Source organism: Acidovorax sp. LjRoot194, from assembly GCF_964253015.1.
In the GTDB taxonomy this organism is placed as follows: domain Bacteria; phylum Pseudomonadota; class Gammaproteobacteria; order Burkholderiales; family Burkholderiaceae_C; genus Acidovorax.
Window position 1 is genome coordinate 1,440,039 of record NZ_CAXUQB020000001.1, and the last position, 21,521, is coordinate 1,461,559.

The 21,521-nt window shown below is 67.9% G+C and carries 19 protein-coding genes; 7 read left to right on the forward strand and 12 right to left on the reverse strand.

The features are described from left to right. Positions 1 to 67: 67 nt before the first annotated feature. Complete coding sequence (locus tag ACSQ3N_RS06620; protein ID WP_436147928.1) at positions 68 to 553, reverse strand: hypothetical protein; 486 nt, start codon at positions 551 to 553, stop codon at positions 68 to 70. Positions 554 to 699: 146 nt separating this feature from the next. Between ACSQ3N_RS06620 and xdhC the strand changes: the two genes are divergently transcribed. Next, a complete protein-coding gene (gene xdhC, locus ACSQ3N_RS06625) occupies positions 700 to 1,515 on the forward strand; it encodes a xanthine dehydrogenase accessory protein XdhC (protein ID WP_436145901.1) in 816 nt (271 codons plus the stop codon). Positions 1,516 to 1,850: 335 nt separating this feature from the next. Here xdhC and ACSQ3N_RS06630 read toward each other — a convergent pair whose 3' ends face one another. The 3 genes from ACSQ3N_RS06630 to araD form a co-directional block, all read right to left on the reverse strand. Beyond that, positions 1,851 to 2,843, reverse strand: coding sequence for a Bug family tripartite tricarboxylate transporter substrate binding protein (locus tag ACSQ3N_RS06630; RefSeq protein WP_436145902.1), 993 nt, complete (start codon positions 2,841 to 2,843; stop codon positions 1,851 to 1,853). A 95-nt stretch (positions 2,844 to 2,938) separates the two neighbouring features. After that, positions 2,939 to 3,649, reverse strand: a complete 711-nt coding sequence (locus ACSQ3N_RS06635; protein WP_056162503.1) for a ribonuclease activity regulator RraA — start codon at positions 3,647 to 3,649, stop codon at positions 2,939 to 2,941. Between the two features lie 15 nt (positions 3,650 to 3,664). Beyond that, positions 3,665 to 5,395, reverse strand: coding sequence for an L-arabinonate dehydratase (gene araD / locus ACSQ3N_RS06640; protein ID WP_436145903.1), 1,731 nt, complete (start codon positions 5,393 to 5,395; stop codon positions 3,665 to 3,667). Between the two features lie 52 nt (positions 5,396 to 5,447). Between araD and ACSQ3N_RS06645 the strand changes: the two genes are divergently transcribed. The 3 genes from ACSQ3N_RS06645 to ACSQ3N_RS06655 all read left to right on the forward strand — a co-directional run bounded on the left by ACSQ3N_RS06645 (position 5,448) and on the right by ACSQ3N_RS06655 (position 8,653). After that, positions 5,448 to 6,143 (forward strand): GntR family transcriptional regulator, encoded by a 696-nt coding sequence (locus ACSQ3N_RS06645; protein ID WP_436145904.1) that lies wholly within the window; start codon positions 5,448 to 5,450, stop codon positions 6,141 to 6,143. A gap of 277 nt (positions 6,144 to 6,420) precedes the next feature. Continuing rightward, positions 6,421 to 7,713, forward strand: a complete 1,293-nt coding sequence (locus ACSQ3N_RS06650; protein ID WP_436125703.1) for a urate hydroxylase PuuD — start codon at positions 6,421 to 6,423, stop codon at positions 7,711 to 7,713. A 106-nt stretch (positions 7,714 to 7,819) separates the two neighbouring features. Further along, positions 7,820 to 8,653 (forward strand): aminoglycoside phosphotransferase family protein, encoded by an 834-nt coding sequence (locus tag ACSQ3N_RS06655; protein WP_056161573.1) that lies wholly within the window; start codon positions 7,820 to 7,822, stop codon positions 8,651 to 8,653. Positions 8,654 to 8,801: 148 nt separating this feature from the next. Here the strand turns inward: ACSQ3N_RS06655 and ACSQ3N_RS06660 are convergent, their stop codons facing one another. Beyond that, complete coding sequence (locus tag ACSQ3N_RS06660; protein ID WP_436145905.1) at positions 8,802 to 10,667, reverse strand: EAL domain-containing protein; 1,866 nt, start codon at positions 10,665 to 10,667, stop codon at positions 8,802 to 8,804. A 238-nt stretch (positions 10,668 to 10,905) separates the two neighbouring features. Between ACSQ3N_RS06660 and ACSQ3N_RS06665 the strand changes: the two genes are divergently transcribed. Next, complete coding sequence (locus tag ACSQ3N_RS06665) at positions 10,906 to 11,529, forward strand: Crp/Fnr family transcriptional regulator (protein ID WP_056162506.1); 624 nt, start codon at positions 10,906 to 10,908, stop codon at positions 11,527 to 11,529. Between the two features lie 321 nt (positions 11,530 to 11,850). Further along, complete coding sequence (locus ACSQ3N_RS06670) at positions 11,851 to 13,962, forward strand: sensor domain-containing diguanylate cyclase (protein ID WP_056161577.1); 2,112 nt, start codon at positions 11,851 to 11,853, stop codon at positions 13,960 to 13,962. Between the two features lie 158 nt (positions 13,963 to 14,120). On the opposite strand, the gene ACSQ3N_RS06675 is transcribed toward ACSQ3N_RS06670, so the two are convergent. From ACSQ3N_RS06675 to ACSQ3N_RS06705, 7 genes are all read right to left on the reverse strand, one after another. Further along, positions 14,121 to 14,528: a hypothetical protein gene (locus tag ACSQ3N_RS06675; RefSeq protein ID WP_056161579.1), complete on the reverse strand. Its 408-nt coding sequence runs from the start codon at positions 14,526 to 14,528 to the stop codon at positions 14,121 to 14,123. Then, complete coding sequence (locus ACSQ3N_RS06680; protein ID WP_156371827.1) at positions 14,521 to 14,955, reverse strand: lysozyme inhibitor LprI family protein; 435 nt, start codon at positions 14,953 to 14,955, stop codon at positions 14,521 to 14,523. The genes ACSQ3N_RS06675 and ACSQ3N_RS06680 overlap by 8 nt, the downstream gene beginning before the upstream one ends. Before the next feature lie 77 nt (positions 14,956 to 15,032). Then, entirely contained in the window at positions 15,033 to 15,353 is a 321-nt protein-coding gene (locus ACSQ3N_RS06685; RefSeq protein ID WP_056161583.1) for a hypothetical protein, read from the reverse strand. 8 nt (positions 15,354 to 15,361) lie between these two features. Further along, a complete protein-coding gene (locus tag ACSQ3N_RS06690; RefSeq protein WP_056161585.1) occupies positions 15,362 to 17,104 on the reverse strand; it encodes a TPM domain-containing protein in 1,743 nt (580 codons plus the stop codon). A 53-nt stretch (positions 17,105 to 17,157) separates the two neighbouring features. After that, positions 17,158 to 18,333, reverse strand: a complete 1,176-nt coding sequence (locus tag ACSQ3N_RS06695) for a helix-turn-helix transcriptional regulator (RefSeq protein WP_436145906.1) — start codon at positions 18,331 to 18,333, stop codon at positions 17,158 to 17,160. A gap of 340 nt (positions 18,334 to 18,673) precedes the next feature. Next, complete coding sequence (locus ACSQ3N_RS06700; RefSeq protein WP_436145907.1) at positions 18,674 to 19,453, reverse strand: hypothetical protein; 780 nt, start codon at positions 19,451 to 19,453, stop codon at positions 18,674 to 18,676. A 206-nt stretch (positions 19,454 to 19,659) separates the two neighbouring features. Then, the gene (locus ACSQ3N_RS06705; protein ID WP_436145908.1) at positions 19,660 to 20,106 is read right to left on the reverse strand and encodes an IPTL-CTERM sorting domain-containing protein; all 447 of its coding nucleotides are present in this window, start codon (positions 20,104 to 20,106) and stop codon (positions 19,660 to 19,662) included. Between the two features lie 200 nt (positions 20,107 to 20,306). On the opposite strand from ACSQ3N_RS06705, the gene ACSQ3N_RS06710 reads away from it, so the two are divergent. Beyond that, the gene (locus ACSQ3N_RS06710) at positions 20,307 to 21,509 is read left to right on the forward strand and encodes a helix-turn-helix transcriptional regulator (RefSeq protein ID WP_436145909.1); all 1,203 of its coding nucleotides are present in this window, start codon (positions 20,307 to 20,309) and stop codon (positions 21,507 to 21,509) included. Positions 21,510 to 21,521: the final 12 nt, after the last annotated feature.

The following is a 21,521-nucleotide window of genomic DNA, read 5'->3' on the forward strand; positions in this document are numbered from 1 at the left end:
GTCATATGCGGGCTTCAGGCCAAAATAACCTGAAACCCAATACAGTCAAGCGCGAGACGCTATCTTTTTAAAGCTGTCCTTCGGTCAGGGTGTCCAGCTGGAACTTGCCGCTCTTGTCCCACAGCCAGGTCTCGGTGTAGGTGACCTTGCCCAGGCGGGTGGGCGCCGGGAAGGGCGCTGCGGCGCGCACGGTGCGCTCGATCTCCTTGATCACCTCGGGCGCGTGGCGCGGGGCGCGCAGCCAGTTCAGGCGGTTGACCTTGCCGGTGCGGTCGATGTCCACTTCCAGCACGCCGATGGCATACAGCTGCGGTGGCAGCTTGCCCTTGAAGATGCGTTCGCTGTTGAGTCCGTACAGGTGGGTGGCGCCGTCCTGGCGGTAGGCTTTGGGCGTGGCGGCAGCCGATGCGCGGGCCGAGCCTGCGGCGGCGGGCACGGGGCCTTTCACGGCCGGGGTTTCCGGGGCTGCCGGCGAGCGGCTTTCCGGCTCGGGCGTCGGGGTGGGCTCGGGGCCTGAACGGCAGGCTGCGACCAGGGCCGCGCCGGCGGCCATGATGCCTGCCAGCAGCCAGTGGCTGCGCTTGCCGTTGGGGCCTGGGGGCGGGGTGTTGGACATGGTGGGGTGGCTCGTGGTGGGTGGCCGAAGGCGCTCGCCGTTCAGGCGGCGCCGCCGGGCCTGATGTAAGTACGAAAAGGACGATGGCGGTGGAACACTTGCGTTTGTTGCTGGAAGGCCTTGCGGCCGCGCCTGCCTGCCTGGTCAGGGTGGAGTCTACCCAAGGGTCCGTGCCGCGTGAACCCGGCGCCTGGATGGCCGTGTTCGCCGATGGGATCGTGGGCACCATCGGCGGCGGGCACCTGGAGCACCAGGCCATGGCCGAGGCGCGCCGACGCCTGGCGGGGGTACCGTCGCCGCCGGGTGACGGTCCGATGCGCTTTGCGCTCGGCCCGGCCCTGGGCCAGTGCTGCGGCGGGGTGGTGCACCTGGCGTTCGAGCTGCTGACCGCAGGCGACGCGCCCACGCTCGCCGAGCGCCTGGCGCCCCGGCTACATCCGGTGGCGCTGTTCGGCGGCGGGCACGTGGGCCACGCGCTGGCGCGGGTGCTGGCGCCGCTGCCGTTTGCACTCACCTGGATCGACAGCCGCGACGGAATCTTTCCGCAGCCCGCACCCGACGGCGTGGCCTGCGAGCATTCGGACCCGGTGCAGATGGCGGTGCCGGGGCTGGCGCCGGGCACGCGCGTGCTGATCATGAGCTTCAGCCACGCCGAAGACCTGGACGTGGTGGCCGCCTGCCTGCGCCGCCAGCGGGAGCGGCAGGATCTGCCGTTCATCGGCCTCATCGGCAGCAAGACCAAGTGGGCGACATTCTCCAACCGCCTGCATGGACGCGGCTTTGCGCAGGAGGAGCTGGCGCAGGTGACCTGCCCGATCGGCGTGCCGGGCATTGGGGGCAAGGAGCCCGAGGTGATTGCGGTGGCGGTGGCTGCGCAGTTGCTGCAGACGCTGGGTTGAATTTTCCGGAAGACGGAGCGGCGTTAGTGCGGCCCTTCGACAAGCTCAGGGTGAACGGTTTGGGGGGGTGATGAGGCTCCGTATTTCATGCTCAGCACTCCACTCCCCGCATTCCCCTGGTCTGTGTCCCAAACTCCGTTCGGACGGAGCTTGTCGAAGTCGGTGCACGGTCTGAGTGCAGCCCTTCGACAGGCTGAGCGCGAACGGTTTTGGGGCGTTGAGAACAGGGGTTCGCGCATCTGCACTCTCACCGTTCGGACTAAGCTTGTCGAAGTCAGGGCGCTGCGTGGGCGAGCAGTCCGCCGCCACGTGATCTCGCCTTCACCCCTTCTCCATCACTCCGCTGTCGCCCCCGACTTCTTCACCAGTGCCGCCCAGCGCGGTATCTCCTTGGCCATGTGGTCGCGCAGTTCTTCGGGCGTGCTGCCCACGATCTCCATCGCCAACTGGTCGGTCAGCTTGGCTTTCACGTCGGGCTGCTTCAGGGCCTTGACGATCTCGGCATGCAGCCGCTGGATGATGGGCCGCGGCGTTCCCTTCGGGACGTAAATCGCCTGCCAGGACGACATCTCGAAGCCCGCGATGCCCGACTCGATCATGGTCGGCAGCTCGGGCGCCAGGGTGATGCGCTGGCCCGTGGTCACGGCCAGCAGCTTGAGCTTGCCAGCCTTGACCAGCGGCAGCGCGGCGGTGAGCTGGTCGAACATGAAGGGCACCTCGCCCGCGGCCACGTCCGTCATGGCGGGGGGCGTGCCCTTGTAGGGCACGTGGGTGAGCGGCACGCCGATCAGGTCGGCCAGCATCTCGCCCGCCAGGTGGGTCGATGTGCCCGCGCCGGACGACGCGAACATGCGCTTGCTCGGGTCCTTCTTGAGCAGCGCGATCAGGTCGGCCACCGAGTTCACGCCCAGCTGGGCGTTGACGATGAGCACGTTGGGCAGGCGCGCGACCAGCGTCACGGGCTCGAAGTCCTTCAGGGGGTCGTACGGCAGCTTCTTGTACAGGCTGGCGTTGATGGCGTGCGTGCTGATAGTGCCGCCGAACAGCGTGTAGCCGTCGGGCGCGGCCTTGGCCACGTAGGCCGCGCCGATGCCGCCGGCCTGGCCGGGCTTGTTCTCGACCACAACGGATTGCTTCAGGCTCTCCTGCAGCTTGTGGGCCACAGTGCGGCCCACGATGTCGGTGGAGCCGCCTGCAGTGAACGGCACCACGTAGGTGATGGGCTTGGCGGCGGGCCAGTCCTGGGCGTGGGCGTGCGGCGTGCCCAGCAGGGCGAACAGGGAGAAAAGGGCCAGCAGCGGTGCTGTGGCGCGGTGGATGGATGGCATGGTTTTGTCTCCGGGTGGTGGTGTTGAAGGCCGGGCGCCCTGGCGTTTTTCGCTCTGGGTGGGCTGCCTGGGTGGCTCAGACGGTGAACAAGTTTTCAGCGCCCTTGTGCGGCGCGCCAGGTGGCGAAGTCGGTGCGCGCCTGTTCGTCGGTGGGCGGGTACAGGCCGATGATGGAGCGGCCACCCAGCACCTGCTCCTGCACGAAGTCCTCGAACACGGTCATCTCGGTGGCCTCGGCGGCGACCTCGTCGGCCAGGTGGGCGGGGATCACGATCACGCCTTCGGCGTCGCCCACGATCACGTCACCGGGGAACACCGGGGCATCGCCGCAGCCGATGGGGCCGTTGATCTCGATGGCCTCGTGCAGCGTGAGGTTGGTGGGCGCGCTCGGGCGTGCGTGGTAGGCGGGCATGCTGTATTGGGCGATGTCCGGGCTGTCGCGAAAGCCGCCGTCGGTGACCACGCCCGCCACGCCGCGCTGCATGAGCCGCGCCACCAGGATGCCGCCGGCCGATGCCGCCCGTGCGTCCTTGCGGCTGTCGATGACCAGCACCGCGCCCACGGGGCATTGCTCCACGGCCACGCGCTGCGGGTGGTCGCGGTTCTGGAACACGCCAATGGGGTTGCGGTCCTCCCGCGCCGGCATGTAGCGCAGGGTGAAGGCCTCGCCCACCATGTTGGGCAGGCCCGGGTTCAGGGGCAGCACGCCCTGGATGAACTGGTTGCGCAGGCCGCGCTTGAAGAGTGCGGTGCACAGCGTGGCGGTGCTGACCTTCATCAGCAGCGCGCGGGTGGCGGGGGTCATGGGCATCAGCTCCGTTCAGAAAATGTCGGGTTCGGGAACCGCCTTGCCGAAGGTGGTCTCCAGGAAGTCGAAGTCGCAACCTTCGTCGGCCTGCAGGATGTGCCGGCCGAACATCCAGCCGTAGCCGCGCTCGTAGCGCGGGGGCGGCGGCGTCCAGGCGCTGCGGCGTGTGGCGAGTTCGTCGTCGGTGATCTCCAGGTGGATGGTGCGGGCGGGCACGTCCACCGTGATGCGGTCGCCGGTGCGCACCAGCGCCAGCGGGCCGCCCACGGCCGCCTCGGGCGAGCAGTGCAGCAGGCAGCCGCCATAGCTGGTGCCGCTCATGCGGGCGTCGGACAGGCGCAGCATGTCCGTCACGCCTTGCTTGAGCAGCTTGGTGGGGATGGGCAGCATGCCCCATTCCGGCATGCCGGCCCCGCGCGGGCCGGCGTTGCGCAGCACCAGGATGTCGTCGCCCGTGACGTCGAGGTCCGGGTCGTCCACCGCCTTCTTGAGCGAGGGGTAGTCGTCGAACACCAGCGCCCGGCCCGTGTGGCGCAGCAGGTGCGGCGCGCAGGCGCTGGGCTTGATGACCACGCCGTCGGGCGCCAGGTTGCCGCGCAGCACGGCCAGCGCGCCTTCGGCGTAGATGGGGTTGTCGATGGGGCGGATCACATCGTCGTGGTAGACCTCGGCGCCCGCGATGTTCTCGCCCAGGGTCTTGCCGTTGACGGTGAGCGCATCGGTGTGCAGGTGGCCGCGGATGCGCTCCAGCAGGCCGCGCAGGCCGCCTGCGTAGAAGAAGTCTTCCATCAGGTAGGCGTCGCCGCTCGGGCGGATGTTGGCGATCACCGGCACGCGCCGGCTGGCCGCGTCGAAGTCGGACAGGTCCACCGGGTGCCCCGCGCGGCGCGACATGGCGATGAGGTGGATGATGGCGTTGGTCGAGCAGCCCATGGCCATCGCGCAGGCGATGCCGTTCTCGAAGTGGGCGCGGGTGAGCATCTTCGCGGGCGTGAGGTCGTCCCACACCATCTCGACGATGCGGCGGCCGCACTCGGCGCTCATGCGCACATGGTTGGCGTCGGCCGCTGGAATGCTGGACGCGCCGGGCAGCGCCAGGCCCACGGCCTCGGCAATGCCCATCATGGTGGCGGCCGTGCCCATGGTCATGCAGGTGCCGTGGCTGCGTGCGATGCCGGCTTCCATCTCGCTCCAGGCCTGATCGGACAGGCGGCCTGCGCGGCGCTCGTCCCAGTACTTGAAGGCGTCCGAGCCCGAGCCCAGCACCTTGCCGCGCCAGTTGCCGCGCAGCATGGGGCCGGCCGGCAGGTAGATGAAGGGCAGGCCCATGCTGAGCGCGCCCATGGTCAGGCCCGGCGTGGTCTTGTCGCAGCCGCCCATCAGCACGGCGCCATCGACCGGGTGGCTGCGCAGCAGCTCTTCGGTTTCCATCGCCAGGAAGTTGCGGTACAGCATGGTGGTGGGCTTGACCATGCTCTCGCTCAGCGAGATGGCCGGCAGCTCCAGCGGAAAGCCACCCGCCTGCAGGATGCCGCGCTTGACGTCGTCCACCCGCTGCTTGAAGTGCGAGTGGCACTGGTTGGCGTCGCTCCAGGTGTTGATGATGGCGATGACGGGCTTGCCCATCCAGTCGTCGTACCCGTAGCCCATCTGCAAGACGCGCGAGCGGTGGCCGAAGGAGCGGAAGTCGTCAGCAGCGAACCAGCGGGCGCTGCGCAAGGAATCTGGGGTGCGTCGGGTCATCGTGGTGCATTAAAACACTAATATATCACTCGCGCAATGCGAGAATCTTCCGATGTCTTTGACCCGCAAAATCAAGCTGGACCGCTCGCGCCTGGCCGCCCCCCAGGTGCTGGAAACGCTGCGCCATGCCATCCTGTCGCTGGAGCTTGCGCCGGGCGCGGTGCTGGTGCGCAGCGAGCTGGCCCAGCAGTTCGGCGTGAGCCAGACGCCCGTGCGCGAAGCGCTCTTGCGGTTGGAGGAAGAAGGGCTGGTGGACGTGTTCCCCCAGCACGCCACGCTGGTCTCGCGCATCGACGTGGCGGCGGCGCGCGAGGCGCATTTCCTGCGGCGCTCCATCGAACTGGAAATCCTGCACCAGCTGGCCAGCGACGCGCCGCCGGGCCTGCTGGCGCAGCTGGAGGCGCAGATCGCGCTGCAGGCGTCGCTGGCTGCGGCGCAACGCTACGGCGACTTTGTCGATGCCGACCGGCGCTTTCACCAGCTCATGTACGAGGCCGCGGCGGTGCCGGGGCTGTGGGTACTGGTGGAGAGGTCGTCCGGTCATGTGGATCGCCTCCGCCGCCTGCACCTGCCCACGGCGGGCAAGACCGAGGCCATTCTGGCGGACCACCGTGCCATCGTCGCGGCATTGGGCCAGGGCGACGCTGCGCGCGCCCAGCAGGCCGCGCGGTACCACCTGTCGGGCACGTTGAGTGCGGTCGAGGCCATCTGCGCACAGTACCCGGACTACATTGCGGTAGACCGCTGACCTGCCACCTGCCGCTATCCTCGGGACAACCCGGGGGTTTGCATGCTGGCTTCCAAGGCGGAAAGTGCATACACTTCGTGTCCACAAACAGTGGTCGCAGCGGTGCCCCGGCATGCCAATTGCATGCCAAGGTGCGCGACCTCCTGGAACGTGTTGGCGATCTATCCATTGTGGAAGATCACCAGCCCGTTCTATCTTGCTCAGAGCGCCCGCAGTGGTGAGCAGGTTGCACACAGGCGGCGCGCCCTGCGCCGCCAAAGTTGATTGAGAGATTTCCATGGAAAGCTACTTTCTCGACTGGGCCAACCTGCTGCTGCGCTGGGTCCATGTCATCACCGCCATCGCCTGGATCGGCTCGTCGTTCTACTTCGTCTTTCTGGACAGCAGCCTCACGCCGCCCGAGGATGAAGACCTTAAGAAGCAGGGCGTCTCCGGCGAGCTCTGGGCCGTGCACGGCGGCGGGTTCTACCACCCGGTCAAGTTCGCCGTCTCGCCGCCCAAGCTGCCCGGCCACCTGCACTGGTTCTTCTGGGAAAGCTACAGCACCTGGATCAGCGGTTTTGCGCTGTTCACGGTGTCATACCTGTACAGCGCCAGCACCTACCTCATCGACAAGTCGCGCATGGACTGGGCCCCCGCCACGGCCATCGTGGTGGCGCTGGCGTTCTTCGTCGTGTTCTGGCTCCTGTACGACGCGATCTGCCGCATCTTCGGCCAGAAGAAGAACGGCGACGCCATCGTGGGCGCGCTGGTGTTCGGGCTGGTGTGCATCGCATCGTGGCTGGCGTGCCACTGGTTTGCAGGGCGCGCCGCCTTCCTGCTGGTGGGCGCGATGATCGCCACCGCGATGAGCGCCAACGTGTTCTTCTGGATCATCCCCGGCCAGCGCACCGTCATCCGCCAGATCCGCACCGGCCAGGACGTGGACCCCATCCACGGCAAGCGCGGCAAGCAGCGCAGCGTGCACAACACGTACTTCACGCTGCCGGTGCTGTTTGCGATGCTGAGCAACCACTACAGCTTTACCTGGAGCCACCCGCAGAACTGGCTGGTGCTGATCCTGATGATGTTTGCCGGCGCCGCCATCCGCCAGTTCTTCGTGGCACGCCACGGCTACAAGCTGGGGCGCAACGGCAACCCGCTGCCGTACGCGCTGGTGGGGGTGGTGGTCATCCTGGGCGTGATCGCGTGGATGCGGCCTGCGCCGGTGGTGGCGACTGCGGCGCCTGCAGCGTCGACAGCGCCTGCTGCCGGGGCTGCTACTGCAGCGGGATCTGCTCCTGTTTCAGTAGCTGCTGGCGCAAGCACAGCAAGCGGTATCGGCCAAAATGACTATGCAACGCTGCAACCCGTGCTGGCCCAGCGCTGCTACATGTGCCACGGCGAGCAGGTGCAGATGAAGAACCTGCGGCTGGACGCGCCTGCGAGCGTCAAGCAGCACGCCCAAGCGATCTACCAGCAGGTGGTGGTGCAGAAGTTGATGCCGATGAACAATGCGACCGGCATGACGGATGCGGAGCGGGCGCTGGTCAAGCGGTGGTTCGAGGCTGGGGCGGTGACGGGGCCATGAATTCAGTGGGGTACGTGGGCCCACTTGCAAGAGCCGGCCATGACCAATTAGTCGCCGCAACCACCGAAGACACCTGCAGATTGTTTGGTCGCAGGAAGACAGCTGTATGTCCGAACTGACCTTGTTCGATCCTTACCTTCAGCGCTGGAAGGCGGAGCCAGACGGCCAACCATTCGCGACCCATGCGGGTCACCTGATGCCGGTTCGCCTCGCGGAGCACCCGGACGGCCGCCTCGCGATGATCAAGATCGCCCGGCATATCGATGAGCGGATTGGCGCGCTGGTGATGTGTTGGTGGGACGGCCATGGCGCGGCGCGTGTCTATGCATGCGATGAGCAGGCGGGCGCGCTGCTGATGGAGCGCGCTGCCGGCCCGGGTCATCTTTTGACAATGGCTGCCAATGGCCAGGATGACGCCGCCACAAAAATTGTTTGCGACACCATCGGCCAGCTGCATGCAAAGCGCCCCTCGCCGCCGCCTGAGGAACTACTGTCTCTCTCCTGTTTCTTCGAATCGCTGGCGCCGATGGCGCAGCGCGAAGGCGGCCTGATGGCCGAATGTGCGGTAGTCGCCAACAGGTTGCTGGACTCACAGCACGAGCAGGTGGTGCTGCATGGTGATGCGCATCACAGCAACATCCTCGATTTCGGTGAGCGCGGCTGGCTTGCCATCGATCCCAAGCGCGTGACTGGCGAGCGCTCCTATGACTATGTGAACGTACTGTGCAACCCTGACTTGAAGACCTGCACCGACCCCACGCGTTTTGCGCGGCAGCTCGACATCGTGCTCAATACAGCTAGTCTGGACAGGCGCCGCTTGCTGCAATGGGTCATGGCGCATGCGGCGTTGTCGGCCGCCTGGTTTTTGGAGGACGGAGAGCGCGACGAGGCCGACAAGGAGCTGGCTGTAGCGGATCTGGCTCGCCACGCCTTGGGTTGATCTTTGCCAAGTCGGCCCGGGCCTAAACCAGGACCTGTGCTCGTAGAAGGCCTTTCAGGGGCCTTGCAATCGATGGGCTCGCTGCTGGATGCCGTCTCGCGCCACTGGCGAACTTTCTCATATCCGGGGTCTGGCTCAACCCGCTTCGTTACGCTGCCAACACATCCTGTAGCGCGCGGCCCAAGGCTGAGTTAGCTGTTGTGCCGTGCAGCACCACACCGCTGGCTGACTGCTTCGCCTCATGCTTGGCTACAGCCGCCAGATTAGCCACCTCTTCCGCATGCCGAAACCGCCCCGGCATGATCCGCACCGCGCCGATCGACAGCGTGGTGCACGGAAAGAACCGCTGCACCCCATGCCGGTCCTCGGCCCCGATGCCGCCCGCCTTGCGCGCCGCGTCGTCGAACAGCGTGAGTGCCTCGCGCGCAAATTCATCCACGATGTTCTTGCAGCGCTGCAGCCAGTTGCTGCTCTGGAACACCAGCATGAAATCGTCCCCGCCCACATGCCCCACGAAGTCGCGCCGTGCGTCGCAGTGGGCCGTGGCCAGGCGGGCGACCAGTCGGATCATCTGGTCGCCGCGCCAGTAGCCGTAGTGGTCGTTGAAGGGCTTGAAGTTGTTCAGGTCCGCGTAGCAGGCGACGAACTCGGTGCCCGCGTCCAGCAGGCGCTGCATGTGCAGGCTGATGGGGATGTTGCCGGGCAGGAAGGTCAGCGGGTTGGCGTGGCGTGCGGCTTCGATGCGGGTCTCGGTCACGGCGCGCACCAGCTGGTCGCCGGTGCCCAGGCCCAGATACCGGCCGTTGTCGGTCACGATGTAGCCGTCGCTCAGGTAACGCTGGTCCTGCGATGTGAGGATGCCCACCAGCTGGTCCACGTCGCAGTCTAGCTCCACCACGCGGGGCGATGGGTTGGCGAAGGCCAGGCACGACTTGCGCCCGTGCACCTCGCGGAAGTACAGCGTGGCGTAGTGGTTCATGAACTGCTGGCGGTTGATGAGTGCCACCGGCCGTGTCCCGTCCACCACCGCCAGCGCATGCAGTTCGGTGCGTTCGTGGAACAGGGCCGCCACCGCGTCGTTGCTGGTCGCGGGCGATGCCGTGGGCGCCTGCACCACCAGCAGGCTGCGCAGCACGCCGGGGCGCGCGGTCTGCCCCAGGTGCGGCAGCACGGCCACGCGCCGGTCCTGCATCACCTCCAGCGCGGGGCCTTCCACGGCAACGCGCGGGGCGGGGGCCGGACGTCCCAGCAGCCAGCCCTGGCCGTAGGGGATGTCCAGGTCGCGCAGCGCGCGCAGGTCGTCGCGGGTCTCGATGCCTTCGGCGATCAACGTGGTGCCGAACACGTCCGCAATGCCCTTGATGGCCTGCAGCATCTGCAGGTTCTCGGGGTGGTCGCTGATGTCGTGGATGAAGTACTTGTCGATCTTCACGAAGTCGGGTTTGACCTCGGACCACAGGCGCAGGCTGGAGCGGCCGTCGCCGAAGTCATCGAGCGCCATGCGGGCGCCGCAGGCGTGCACGGCCTTGATGGCCTGGCGCAGCTGCGGCATGTCGCTCACGCGTTCGTGCTCGGTGATCTCCAGCACCAGCATGCGGGCGCTCATGCCGAAGCTGCGTACCACCTCGCCCAGCCGCTCGGCACCCAACAGCGCCACGCCGTGCACCAGCGCATCGGCGCTGATGTTGACGAACAAACGCCCGGGTGCACCCAAGGCGCCCCATTGTTCGAGCGCCGTGAAGACGCACAGCAGCTCGAAGTCGCGCAGGATGCCTTCGCGCTGGGCCTGTGCCAGCAGCGCGTCGGGCGTGTGCAGCGGCGTGCCCTCGGGGCCGCGGATCAGTGCCTCGTGGGCATACACGGCGCCTTCGCGCAGGTCGGCCAGCGGCTGGAAGACACAGTGCAGGTGGCCGCCTTGCTGCATGAGCGCGGCCACGGGCCCGGTGCCGTCGCGCAAAGTGCACGAGAGCAGCCCCTTCATTGCCGCCAGCCGGCCCTCCTTCATGTTCTGCATCGCGTTGGTTACCTTGAGCTAAGTGCGAAAGATACCGGCGGTGTGTGACAGGTTAGTTACAAGCTGTCACGAATCTGCTGCAAGCTGTCCGTAGGGGCGGGCGCGCGTTGGCGCGGCGCTGCGGTGTGTGTTGCAGTGTGTGGGTTTGCAGCCACCACGGCCCGGCGCGGGCCGCGGCGTGGTGTGGCTTTGATCTGTCTCAATGCCGGCAGCCTGCCCGCGCGGCACAGTCGGTTCCATGCTGCCCTCTACCTATTTCTCACTGCCCGCCGCCACCGAGGTGATTGCCGCCGGTGAGGTGCTGCGCAGGCGCAACGAGGTGCTGACGTCGGTGATGCACCTTGAAAGCGGCCGTGTGCTGCGCGGTGTGCTCGACGACGGATTTTTGCGCCACCAGTTGGGAGCGGTGGAGGGGCCGTTCTGGCTGGACGCTGCGTCTGCGCTGCTGGGGATGCCGTTCCCGGTGGACATGGTGGCCGACACCCGCCTGCAGGTGCGTCGTCTGCCCATCGAGGAGTTCCAGCGCAGCCTGTCCGACATGCCTGCAGGCGCGCGCGGCCTGCTGCTGGACATGGCCCAGGGCTACCGCCAGCAGTCCGAGCTGGCCGTGAGCCGCCTGGCGCAGGACGCCGAATCGCGCTGCGCGCAGTGGCTGCTGAAACATGCGCAGCCTGACCATAGCGGCGCGATGCAGGTCACGCTGCACCTGCGCAAGCGCCTGATCGCCGCGCAACTGGGTATTGCCCCCGAAACCTTCTCGCGCGTACTGCGCCACCTGCGCGAGCTGGGCCTGGTGCACGGCACCGGCAACGTGCTCAACCTGCCGCATCCGCGGGCTCTTCAAACGATGGCCGGGTGCTGACCGGGCGCCAGTGCAAGTTTGCAGGGCGGCTTGCTGATGCGCGCGCCGTAACGTCCGCCCCCCGTCGCACAGGCACGCCCCAGGCCAGCGCACCCGTGGATCTGGCTCCGCCAGTCCACCGGGTGCGTCCCCCTCCGGGGGAAGCCGCGCAGCGGCTCAGGGGGGCTTCAAAGTCAGGGTTTTTCCCCGGCCTGACTGAGGGTTCCACCCAAGCCCGCAGGGGCAGGGGCTGCGTATATTCGTTGGCAAAAGTCCGGTTTCACCCGACACGCCCATGCCCAACGCTACCCATCTGCGTCGCGCTCCCTCCTCGGAGTGTCCATGACGCCCCCGGACCACCCCGCGCTCCCACCAGATGCGCCGGGCTGGTTCGTGCCCGGTTCGCTGGTGCTGCGGCTGGTGCTGGTGGCGGTGCTGGCGGTCGCGCTGTCCGGCGCGGTGGCGGCCTGGCTGGTTACCCGTGCCTCGGGGCAAGAGGCCATGCGCCGCGTGGTGGCCCAGCAGACCGACGAGGTGGAAGTCGTGGCGCGCCTGCTGGCCAGCAAGATCGAGCAAAGCCAGAAGGTGCTGCGCACCGTGTCGGCAGGCATCACGCCCGGCATGCTCGAATCGCCATCCACCCTGGAATGGCTGCTGCAGCAGGGGCTGCCCGCGGTGCAGTTTTTCGACGCCATGCAGGTTGCCCGCGCCAACGGCGAGCTGCGCATGAACCTGCGCGGGGGGCGGCTTGAGAAGGCCGCCGACCTGGACCCTGCCGAGCGCGATGCCCTGCGCCGCACGCTGGTCGACGGCAAACCTCTGGTTTCTGAACTCATCGCGGCCCGCACCAGCGATGCGCGGGTGATGTTCACCATGCCGCTGCACCGCGAGGACGGTTCTGTGCTGGGCGTGGTGGCGGGAGCGCTGCGCCTGCAATCCCAAGGCCTGCTGCCGCCGTCGATGACACTGCCGGCGCGCGACGGCTCGCGGCTCATCGTCTTCACACGCGACGGCACCATCCTGTCGCACACCGATCCCGCGCGCATCCTGGGCAAGGTGCAGGACGAGACCGGCCTGGCGCCTGTATACACCCGCTGGCTGAACCAGGCGCAACCCGTGGCGGGGCGCGGGGCCACGCACCAGGAGTCCGGGCACATCGTCAGCATGGCGGGCATGCCCTTGCCGCAGTGGATCGTGGCGCGGGTGAGCCCGTCACAGTCGCTGCTGGCCCCATTGCAAGGCGCGCAGCGCGAAGCCTGGTGGCTGGCGGCAGCCAGCATGGCGCTGTGCATGCTGCTCGTGGCCATTGCCATGGTCTGGATGGCCCAGCCCCTGGCCCACCTTCGGCACAGCGCACGCCAGATGCTGCGCCGCGACGTGCGGCAGCCGCTGCCCCAGGCGCCCGACATCGACTGGCCGCGCGCGGGCGGCGAGGTGGGCGAGCTGGTGCAGGTGTTCCAGGGTCTGGCCCAGCAGGGCAGCCGCGAGCAGATCCACAAAGCCACGCTCGATGGGCAGTTCCAGGCAGTGCTGGACAACGCATCGGTGGGCATCGTCATCTCGCGCCACGGCATCCTCGAGGTGGTGGGGCGCCAGGCCTGCGTGATGCTGGGCTACAGCGCCGGCGAACTGCAGGGCCGTCCCGCGCGCGCGCTGTATGCGAGCGACGCCGAGTACAGCCGCATCGGTGACCGTGTGCAGGCCGAATTTGCGTCGCATGGGGTGTTCGACGGCGACGTGTGTTTCATGCGCAAGGACGGCAGCCCCGTGTGGGCGCGCGTGCAGGGCCGCGGCGTGCAGCCCGACGAAATGGCCGGCGGCACGGTGTGGATTCTGGAAGACATCACCGCCGCACGCGAGGCCCAGGCCCAGCACGCGTGGGAGCGCACCCACGACGGGCTCACGCAGCTGTACAACCGCACCGCGTTCGACGAGCGCCTGGGCCTGCTGCTGGCCGAGCGCTCCGCACGCCCGCGCGAGCCGCAGGCCAGCGGCGGCGAGGCCCCGGGCGATGGCGTGGTGCTGTTCCTGGACCTGGATCATTTCACCGTGGTGAACGACATCGCCGGCCACGACGCCGGCGACGACGTGCTGCGCCACGTGGCCCGCCTGCTGGAGTCGCAAGTGCGCCAGGTGGGCTGGGCTGCGCGCCTGGGTGGCGACGAGTTCGCCGTGGTTCTGCCCGGCTGCGCCCTGGCCCGCGGCCAGGCCGTGGCAGAGCAGTTGCGCGCGTCCGTGCAGGCCTGGGAGCCCGCCTACCAGGGCCGGAGCTTCACGCTCGGGGTGAGCATCGGGCTGGTGGTGCTCGATGCCAGCCTGCAGGACGTGCCATCGGTGCTGTACGCCGCCGACATGGCCTGCTACGACGCCAAGCGCGCAGGACGCAATAGGGTGGAGATCCGGCACGCAAACGAGGCAACGGCGTCGTCGAGGATGGCGCTGGGGCCGGCCTGAGCTTTGGGCTGGGAGCATTTACCCAGCGCCCGGGCTCGGTTCATGAACAAGGTTGCACGCGCATGCTTTTGGCAGACGCCGCGCCACGACGTGCTGCGGAGAGTCTCACTGGCATTGACCGAGGCGCGCGGGGCGCAAGCAGTTATTTTCAGGAGTATTCAGGGTCGAGTCGCACCGAGCCGCTGTACGCCTTCCTCGATCACGGCCAGCCCCAGTGTGCGGTTTGTGAGCGTGTAGGCGAAGGTGTAGCGGTGGTTCGCAGCGAGTGTGCTGTGTCCACCAGGGTAGGCGCCATCGTTCACGTGGATGATCTGGCGCCGGGCCAGCTGGATGCGCGTCTTGCGATAGTGCGCGGCAGGCTGTGCCGGCAAGGCGTGCCAGCGGCTTGTCTGGCCCGGGGCCAGGGGGCCCAGTTCCACGGCGGTACCGTGGGTGGGCAGGCCTTGCCAGACTTGCTGGAAGGGCTCACGGGAGTCGTTGCGGATGCGCACCCACACGCGTGCGCCGCCCTGGGCGCGGCCTGGGTCGGCCAGCAGTGCTCGGCGCGCAGTAGGCCGCTCATTCATTCTTCAGGCTTTGCAGGTCGTTGCTCAGGTCGCACACGCGGGCGCGGCGGCGCTCCAGGGCGGCCCCGCCAATGTTCAGTGCGGCCGAACTGCCTTGGTCGGCATGCATCGCGACGTCCCATTGGCCCTGGGCGGTGTCAAAAGCCAGCCATGCCCGCTGCGCCGCACGCAGCGCATCACGCCGGGCAGGGCCTGCGGCTTTGAGTGTCTGGGTGTAGATGCGGTTGAGCTCCTTGTCCCACGCCGCATAGGCGGCGGACTGGGCGTCGTGCAGGTCGACGGTAACGCCACCGCTGCGCGCGGAGGCAGCACCAAGTGCCTTGTCGATGGGGTGGGCGGTGGGCTGGCCGCAGAAGTGCTCGGCTGCGTGGGCGGCGCCGGAGGTGATGAGTAGGGCGAGGGTGATGGTGTGCAGGGTGCGGAGCATGGTGGGTTGGGAAAGGTTGTCGCTTTTCATATAGCCCAGGCGTTGGTGCCCGCATTGCGGGATGCGGCGGCACTCGTTCATGCACCCACCCACAGCAGCACCATGAACGTGGCCAGCACGGCCATGACGGTATAGACCGCTACGGCGCCCGTGCCGGCTGCAGCGATGCTGGCCAGGTCCGACCAGCCGCGCTCCAGCCCCCACTGCGCCATGTGCCGGGCCAGGAACAGGCCCGCGATCCAGATGAGCGCCAGCAACAGTGCCATCGTGCCCAGCAGGCGGGCGCCCTGTGTTGAGTTGAGGCCGTTGCTGCCCAGCAGCACGGTGAACATGAAGAACAGCGCGGGCAGCAGGTTGGCGGCGCCGGTGAGCACCATGGCCAGGGTGGTGGTGCGCATGCCGGTTGTCACTCCGTGACCGCGTAGCTCAGCAGGTCCAGCGACTGCGTGTCCTTGGGGTTCCACGACAGGCCGGCCGCGCGCGCGATCACGGTGTAGGTCTTGCCCTGCTCGAGTTTGCCGCCCGGCATCAGCGCCTCGGTGCGTGGATCGATGTAGAGCATGGTGGTCAGGCCTTCGGCGCTGCGCATGAGCACGGCTTTTGCGCCGGACTTCAACTTTGCCTCGTTCACCCAGGCGCTTTTGACGCCCGTGGGCGGTGCCAGGTTTTCCACAGTGCCCGACAGGCGGGTGATCTTGCGCCAGGTCTTGCTTTGCTTGGGGTCCGTCACCTTGCCGTTCTCGGCGGCATCGGTTTTTTGCAGGTCACCCAGCGAGCTGTAGGCGATGGTCCAGTCCGAATGGCTGGTGTCGCGGCGGATGTGGTCGGCCGCGAGCATCAGGTTTTCCGTCCAGTTGCCGCACGCGTTCTTCTTTTTGCACAGGGTCCAGGCAGTCTTGATCCAGCGGTCGAGCTGGGCAGCCTTGTCCTGGCTGCCCATGTCCAGTGCCACGCCCGCGCCCAGCACGGCCGCGGCCTGGCCCTGCTCCGGGGCGACCACCAGCACGGCGCCGTTGCCCACGTCGAGCTTGCCCACGCGCAGCTGGCGCATCATGGCCTGGGCGTATTCCTCGGCGGTCTTGCCGTTCAGGTCCTTCACCAGCAGGGTGACGATCTCCACGCCGGTCTTCTGTGCATGGTCGTGCATCTGCTTTTCGAACTGTGCGCGGATCGCAGGGTCGAGGATGCCGAACTCGTCGTAGATGAACTGGACCCCCTTGGAGGGCAGGGCGTTGGCGTCTGCCTTGGGCAGGACCTGGGCCACGGCTGCCGTGGCGGCGGGTGCCGGTGCGGGCGCTGCCGTAATGGCAAGGGCATTGGCGGATGCAGGGGCGGGCTTGGCGACTGGCGTCTGTGCTGGGGTGGCTGCGGTCGCTGCAGGCGCAGGAGTGGCCGCTGGCGCGGGCGCCTGGGCCACGGCGACCGACTTGCCGCCTTGGGTGCCGCCGTGGCATGCGGCGCCACCGCCCTGCAGCTCGCAGGCTTCCGTCCAGCCTGCGGCAATGGCGGCCAGGCGCTTGCGGCGGCCGGGGTGAGTCTCGCCGTCCTTCTCGGGGATCAGCGTGGCGATGGCGTTCTGAGCGTCCTTGAGCGGTGCGCCCATCTTGTACAGCACGAAGCCGCTGAACTTGTCCGATTCCAGCTCGATGGGCGGCTGGCTGCCGCCGGGCACGATCGTGTGCCCCGACAGGTGGTGTCCGATCTCGTGCGCCATGATGCTCACGGGCGCCCAGTTGTTGGCCTTGGTGGCACGGATCACGTCGCCCATGAAGGACGGGTTGTAGGCGATCACGCGGCGCGGCACCTTGTCGGGGCCCTGCATGATGACGGCTGCCGCGTTGGGCACCTGGCCTTCCACCACCACGAAGTTGGCGGGCAGACCGGTGTATTTCATGATCTCGGCCACCACCTGCTTGCCGGTGCCGCCCCCCTTGGACAGGTCGGGCGGCGAAAACGCCACCGGGCTGCCGTCGTACGAGCAGGCCTGCAGCGTGGCGGCCAGCTCCGCTACGAGCTGTGCCTTGGTGGGCTTGGGGCCTGCGGTGGCGGCGGCCTTTTGCGCCAGCGCGACGCCCGCGCAGGCCAGTCCCAGCAAGGCGGCGCAGGCGATGGCGACGGGGCGGATGTTGGCGGTGGGGATGTGATTCATGCGGTCAGGCTCCTGGGTCTGGGATATGTATGGATAAGGAGAGGGATGGAAATTCAGGGCTGGACGAGGGCCGCCACGCGCAGCACGCGCTGGGCCAGTTCGGTCTGGCCGCGGGTGCCGGTCTTGGCATACAGGCTGGCCAGCTGGGTGCGCACCGTGGGCATCTTCACGCCCTGGTTGTCGGCCATCTCGCGCGGGGTCATGCCCTGGAGCAGCAGCGGCAGCAGGGCGCCTTCAGCGGGCGTGAGGCCGTAGAGCGCGCTGCACACGGGCATCGCGGCCTGGGTGTCCTGCACGGTCTCCGGCACCAGAACGAACTGCACCAGCGGGTCTTGCAGTGCCGCTCCGGGCTGGCCGCGCAGGGGCGTGGCCAGGGCCACCTGCGCGTGGTGGTGTGGGGTCTGCAGGCGTGCGGACACCGGTGTGCGTGTGCTCAGGCACGCCGAGAGCAGCGGCGGCAAGGCCGCGTGGACCTGGGCGAGCTGCAGTGGCTGGCGCGCATGCCAGCCCGTGGCATGGCGCAGCAGCACGCGGCAGTCGTCCTGCACGCCCATCCAGCGGCGAGCGTGGTCGTTCAGGTAGCGCACCGTGCCGTGGGGGTTCACGTGCAGCAGGCCCAGCGGCAACTGGTCCAGCGTGCGCTCCAGCGCGGCGGTGTGGCGCTCGGCCAGCCGCAGGCGGCGCTGGGCGCGCATGAGGCTGCGCACCCAGGGCGTGACGGCGCGCAGCTGGGCGAACTGGGCGGGGGTGAACTCGGGTTGGCCCAGTTCGTTGTACAGCGCCAGCACGTGCATGCCGCACTCGGGCGAGGCTTCGACGATGCTGTTGACCATGGCGTCGATGCCCAGGGGCCGCAGATAGTCGGCGTAGAACGCGCTTTTCTTCAGCGCGCTGGTGGCCACCAGCTGCTGGCTGAGGGAGCCGCCGCGTGCCAGCGCCTGCTCGTGCTGTCGCTCCAGCGCGTCGCTCCAGGCGTCCTTCACCTGGATGAGGTCGGCGTAGCGCTGCAGAAAGTCGTCGGGCATGCCCCACTGGCTGGCCGCGAGCGGGTCGCCCTCGCCGGGCAGCGGGCAAAACAGCACGAGCTTGTGGCTGCCCAGGGCTTCGCCCAGGTGGCGCAGCAGGCGCGGCGCCATGTCGGGCTCGCCCAGGGCTTCCAGGCTCTCGGCCATCAGGGTCTCGAACCCTGCAATCCCGAGCTGTTGCCCATGCCAATCCTTGCTGCTCAATGCGCGCTCCCCGGTTGTGTCGATGAATGCGCCGGATGGTAGGAGCGGCAGGCTCGCAGTCACATCATTCAGGTGAATGATGTGGCGGACTTTTCACACATTTCGTGGAATTTTGAGGCGCGTTGTGGCGGAGGTGTGTGCCGAACCTCAACCGCCGGCGCGACCGCGCACGCTCCAGGGACCCTCTGCACGAATCATCGCGCCGTGGGCATCAGCGGTCTCGGGCGGCCTGCGGCGTTGCCAATACTCGCAATAGCTACGGCTATTGCTGCGTTTTGCGCCTTGCACGCCATCCCGATCCGCAGCGCACACTTGGCAGCTCGATTCGTGCAGAGGATCCCTAGAGCCCCATCTGCCACAGCACGACCTCGACCACGCCGCGGGCATACAGCGCCGTCGCCTGCCACTTGAGCACGGCGAACAGCGCGCCGGCCAGCAGCAGACGCACCGCGTCGCGCCGCACATCGAGCAGGTAGAACTGCCGCAGGGCCAGCATGAACGCCAAAGCCTGCAGTGCGGTCATGTACCAGGGAGACCACTGCTTGTGCCACTTGAGCAGGGCCGGGGAATGCGCCAGCACCAGGGGCAACTGGTTGGCCATCTGCAGCGCGATGAACACCGACTGGCAGTACAGCGCCAGGGTCAGCAGTTCGGTGGCGTTATAGCCCAGCCGGCGTCGAAAGAGCAACCAGGCGCTTGCGAATGCGGCCACCGCGCCCAGCGAGAACGACCACTTCGAGTAGGCGCTCACCAGCGCATACATGCTGGCGGCGGCCTCGCTCGGGAATTCGGGCTTGAGGTAATCGGTATGGCCCAGCACGATCAGCAGCAGGCCGATGGCCAGGCACAGCAGCGTGAGCGGGTGCGGGTGGTCCTTGCGCTGCCCGAGCACGTATTCGCGCGCCAGCGTGCCTGGCTGCGGCAGCACGCGCAGGGCGTGGCGGATCACCTCCCATTCAAACCACCGAAACCGGGCCCATGCCTCCTTGCGCACTGTCGCCGCTCCCATGCGGCCGGCCTTCTTTTGCCCGCACTGCGCGCAGTAGGGGCCGGTGAGGAGGGCGGTGCAGTTCAGGCACTGCGGGGTGTCGAAAATCGCGTCGGTGGTGGGGGAGGTCACGGGTGGTGCATCAAGGCAAGGGCTGCGCATCGTAGGGCGGCGAGCCCGTGCTTGGCATCGTTCAGGTGAATGATGTGAAAGGCCCCGACGCTTACCCGTGTGCCCGTCGCATCGATGTCTTGATGCCCGCCGGCAGAACCATGGAATGCTCCTTTTTTGATAGCTGCTGGCGCCTGCTGGGTGCGCGCCGGCAGGTGGGAATGACCTTAAATTCTCTTGTGGCGCAGCGCTCCCAGGCCCAGGGCTGCGGCCACCAGCGCCATGAGGATCAGCGCCCATTCGCTCAGCGTGGGGATGGACGCCGCGCCAGCGGTGGGCGCTGCGGTGACCCGCAGATTGCAGTTGGCAGTGGGTGGGTTGGCCGGCCGAGGCCCTACCTGGTAGAGCCAGGTATTGGGCTGGAGCGGGTCGTCGGGCAGGCGCAACTGCCCGCCACAGTTGCCGCTGACGGTGTCCCCCGCTGCGGAAGGCGGCGGCGTGACCGCGCAGACTTGCTGGCTGGAGGGGATCGGATAGTCGGTGCAGGAGATGGTGAACTGGCCTGCTGGCTGGCTGATCGGGTTGATGACGGCCCATTGCGCTTGCGCGGCAAGGGGCGCTGCCAGCGCAAGGCTGGCAAGGGCGAGGCGGAACAATGGGCGATGGAAGTTCATGAGGCGGCTGGATGAAAAGTAACGGTCACACACGGCCGCAGCCCGGTTTGACTGCAGCGTGGCGGGACTGTAAAACGCCTGTGTCCGCCGCCCATCCGCCAGGTGAAGGAGTCGGTGCTGCGCCGCAACATCATTCACATGGACGATGACGCCCGCAGCGGATGTGCCTAGCATCCGCCCCTTTTCACAAGGACTTCCCCTTGCACCCTGCCTTGGGCAATCTGATGGGTTCGGTGGCCGACGGCGAGCGTTTCAGCGAGGCGCTCTCGGGCTACGCCGCGAGCTTTCGTGCCGACCTGCTGGGCGGTGCCTTCCTGGCCAGCGGGCTGGACCAACTGGCGCAATGGGGCGCGCAGTTTGCCGTGCATCCCGAGGTGGACTACTGGCTGCAGTCGCCGTCGAGCGACGGCGCTCCCGCGCTGCTGGCCATGGGCGTCACGCCCGAAGCCGCACAGCGCTACGCCACGCACTACCGGCTGAGCGACCCGCTTTGGGACGACGCCATGGCGCGGCGTGCGCGCATGGGGCTGTCGGGTGTCTGGGTGGCCACCGATGCACCGCTGGAGGCCACGCGGGGCTTTCGCCGCACCGAGATCTACAACGACTTCTTGCGCGAGTACGGCATCGGCACGCGCATGTTCGGGGGCAGCCAGGGCGCGTCGAGTCCGGTGGGCAATCTGTTCATGTCGATGTTCCGCCAGGGCGACGACGAGGGCTTCTCGCGCGAGGAGGTGGCCCGCTTCGAGGCGGAATTCGCCACCGTGCAGCGCGCTGCCTACCTGCACCGAGAGATGGTGGCGCTGCGTGCACGCACGCGCGGCATGGAGGCGCTGATGGAGCAGATGCCGATGGGCATCCTGTTCTTCGACACCGCAGGCCGGCTGCTGCACGCCAATGCCCGGGTGCGCGCGCTCTGGGCTGGGGCAGGGCAAGGCGGCTTGCTGCAAACGCTGCAGCGCGGCCCGCTCTTGGCAAGCACGGCCGACCCGACCCTGCGCGCCCTGTTCGTGCAGTCGCTGCAGGGGCACAGCGGCTGTGTGGAGCTCGACGGCGGTCTGTTGCTGGTCGCGTTGTCGATCAGCGACCTGGCATCGCTCGGCATGCTGCAGCAGGCGCCGGGCGTGGCCTGGGTGGTGATGCAGCGCAGCCTGGGCTGCGAGGCAGCGGTAGCGCTGGCGCGCCAGGCGTATCGCCTGAGCCCGGCAGAGGCGGACCTGCTGCAGGCGCTGATGCGCGGGCAGACGCCGCAGGACTTTGCCGATGCACGCGGAGTGCGCATCACCACCGTGCGCACGCAGCTCAGTGCGCTTTTGTTCAAGACCCGCACGGTGCGCCAACAGGACCTGGTGGCGCTGGTGGCGCGCCTGATGCTGCTGGCGCCGGGTGGGCAGCCGCTGGCCTGAAGTGGCCTGACG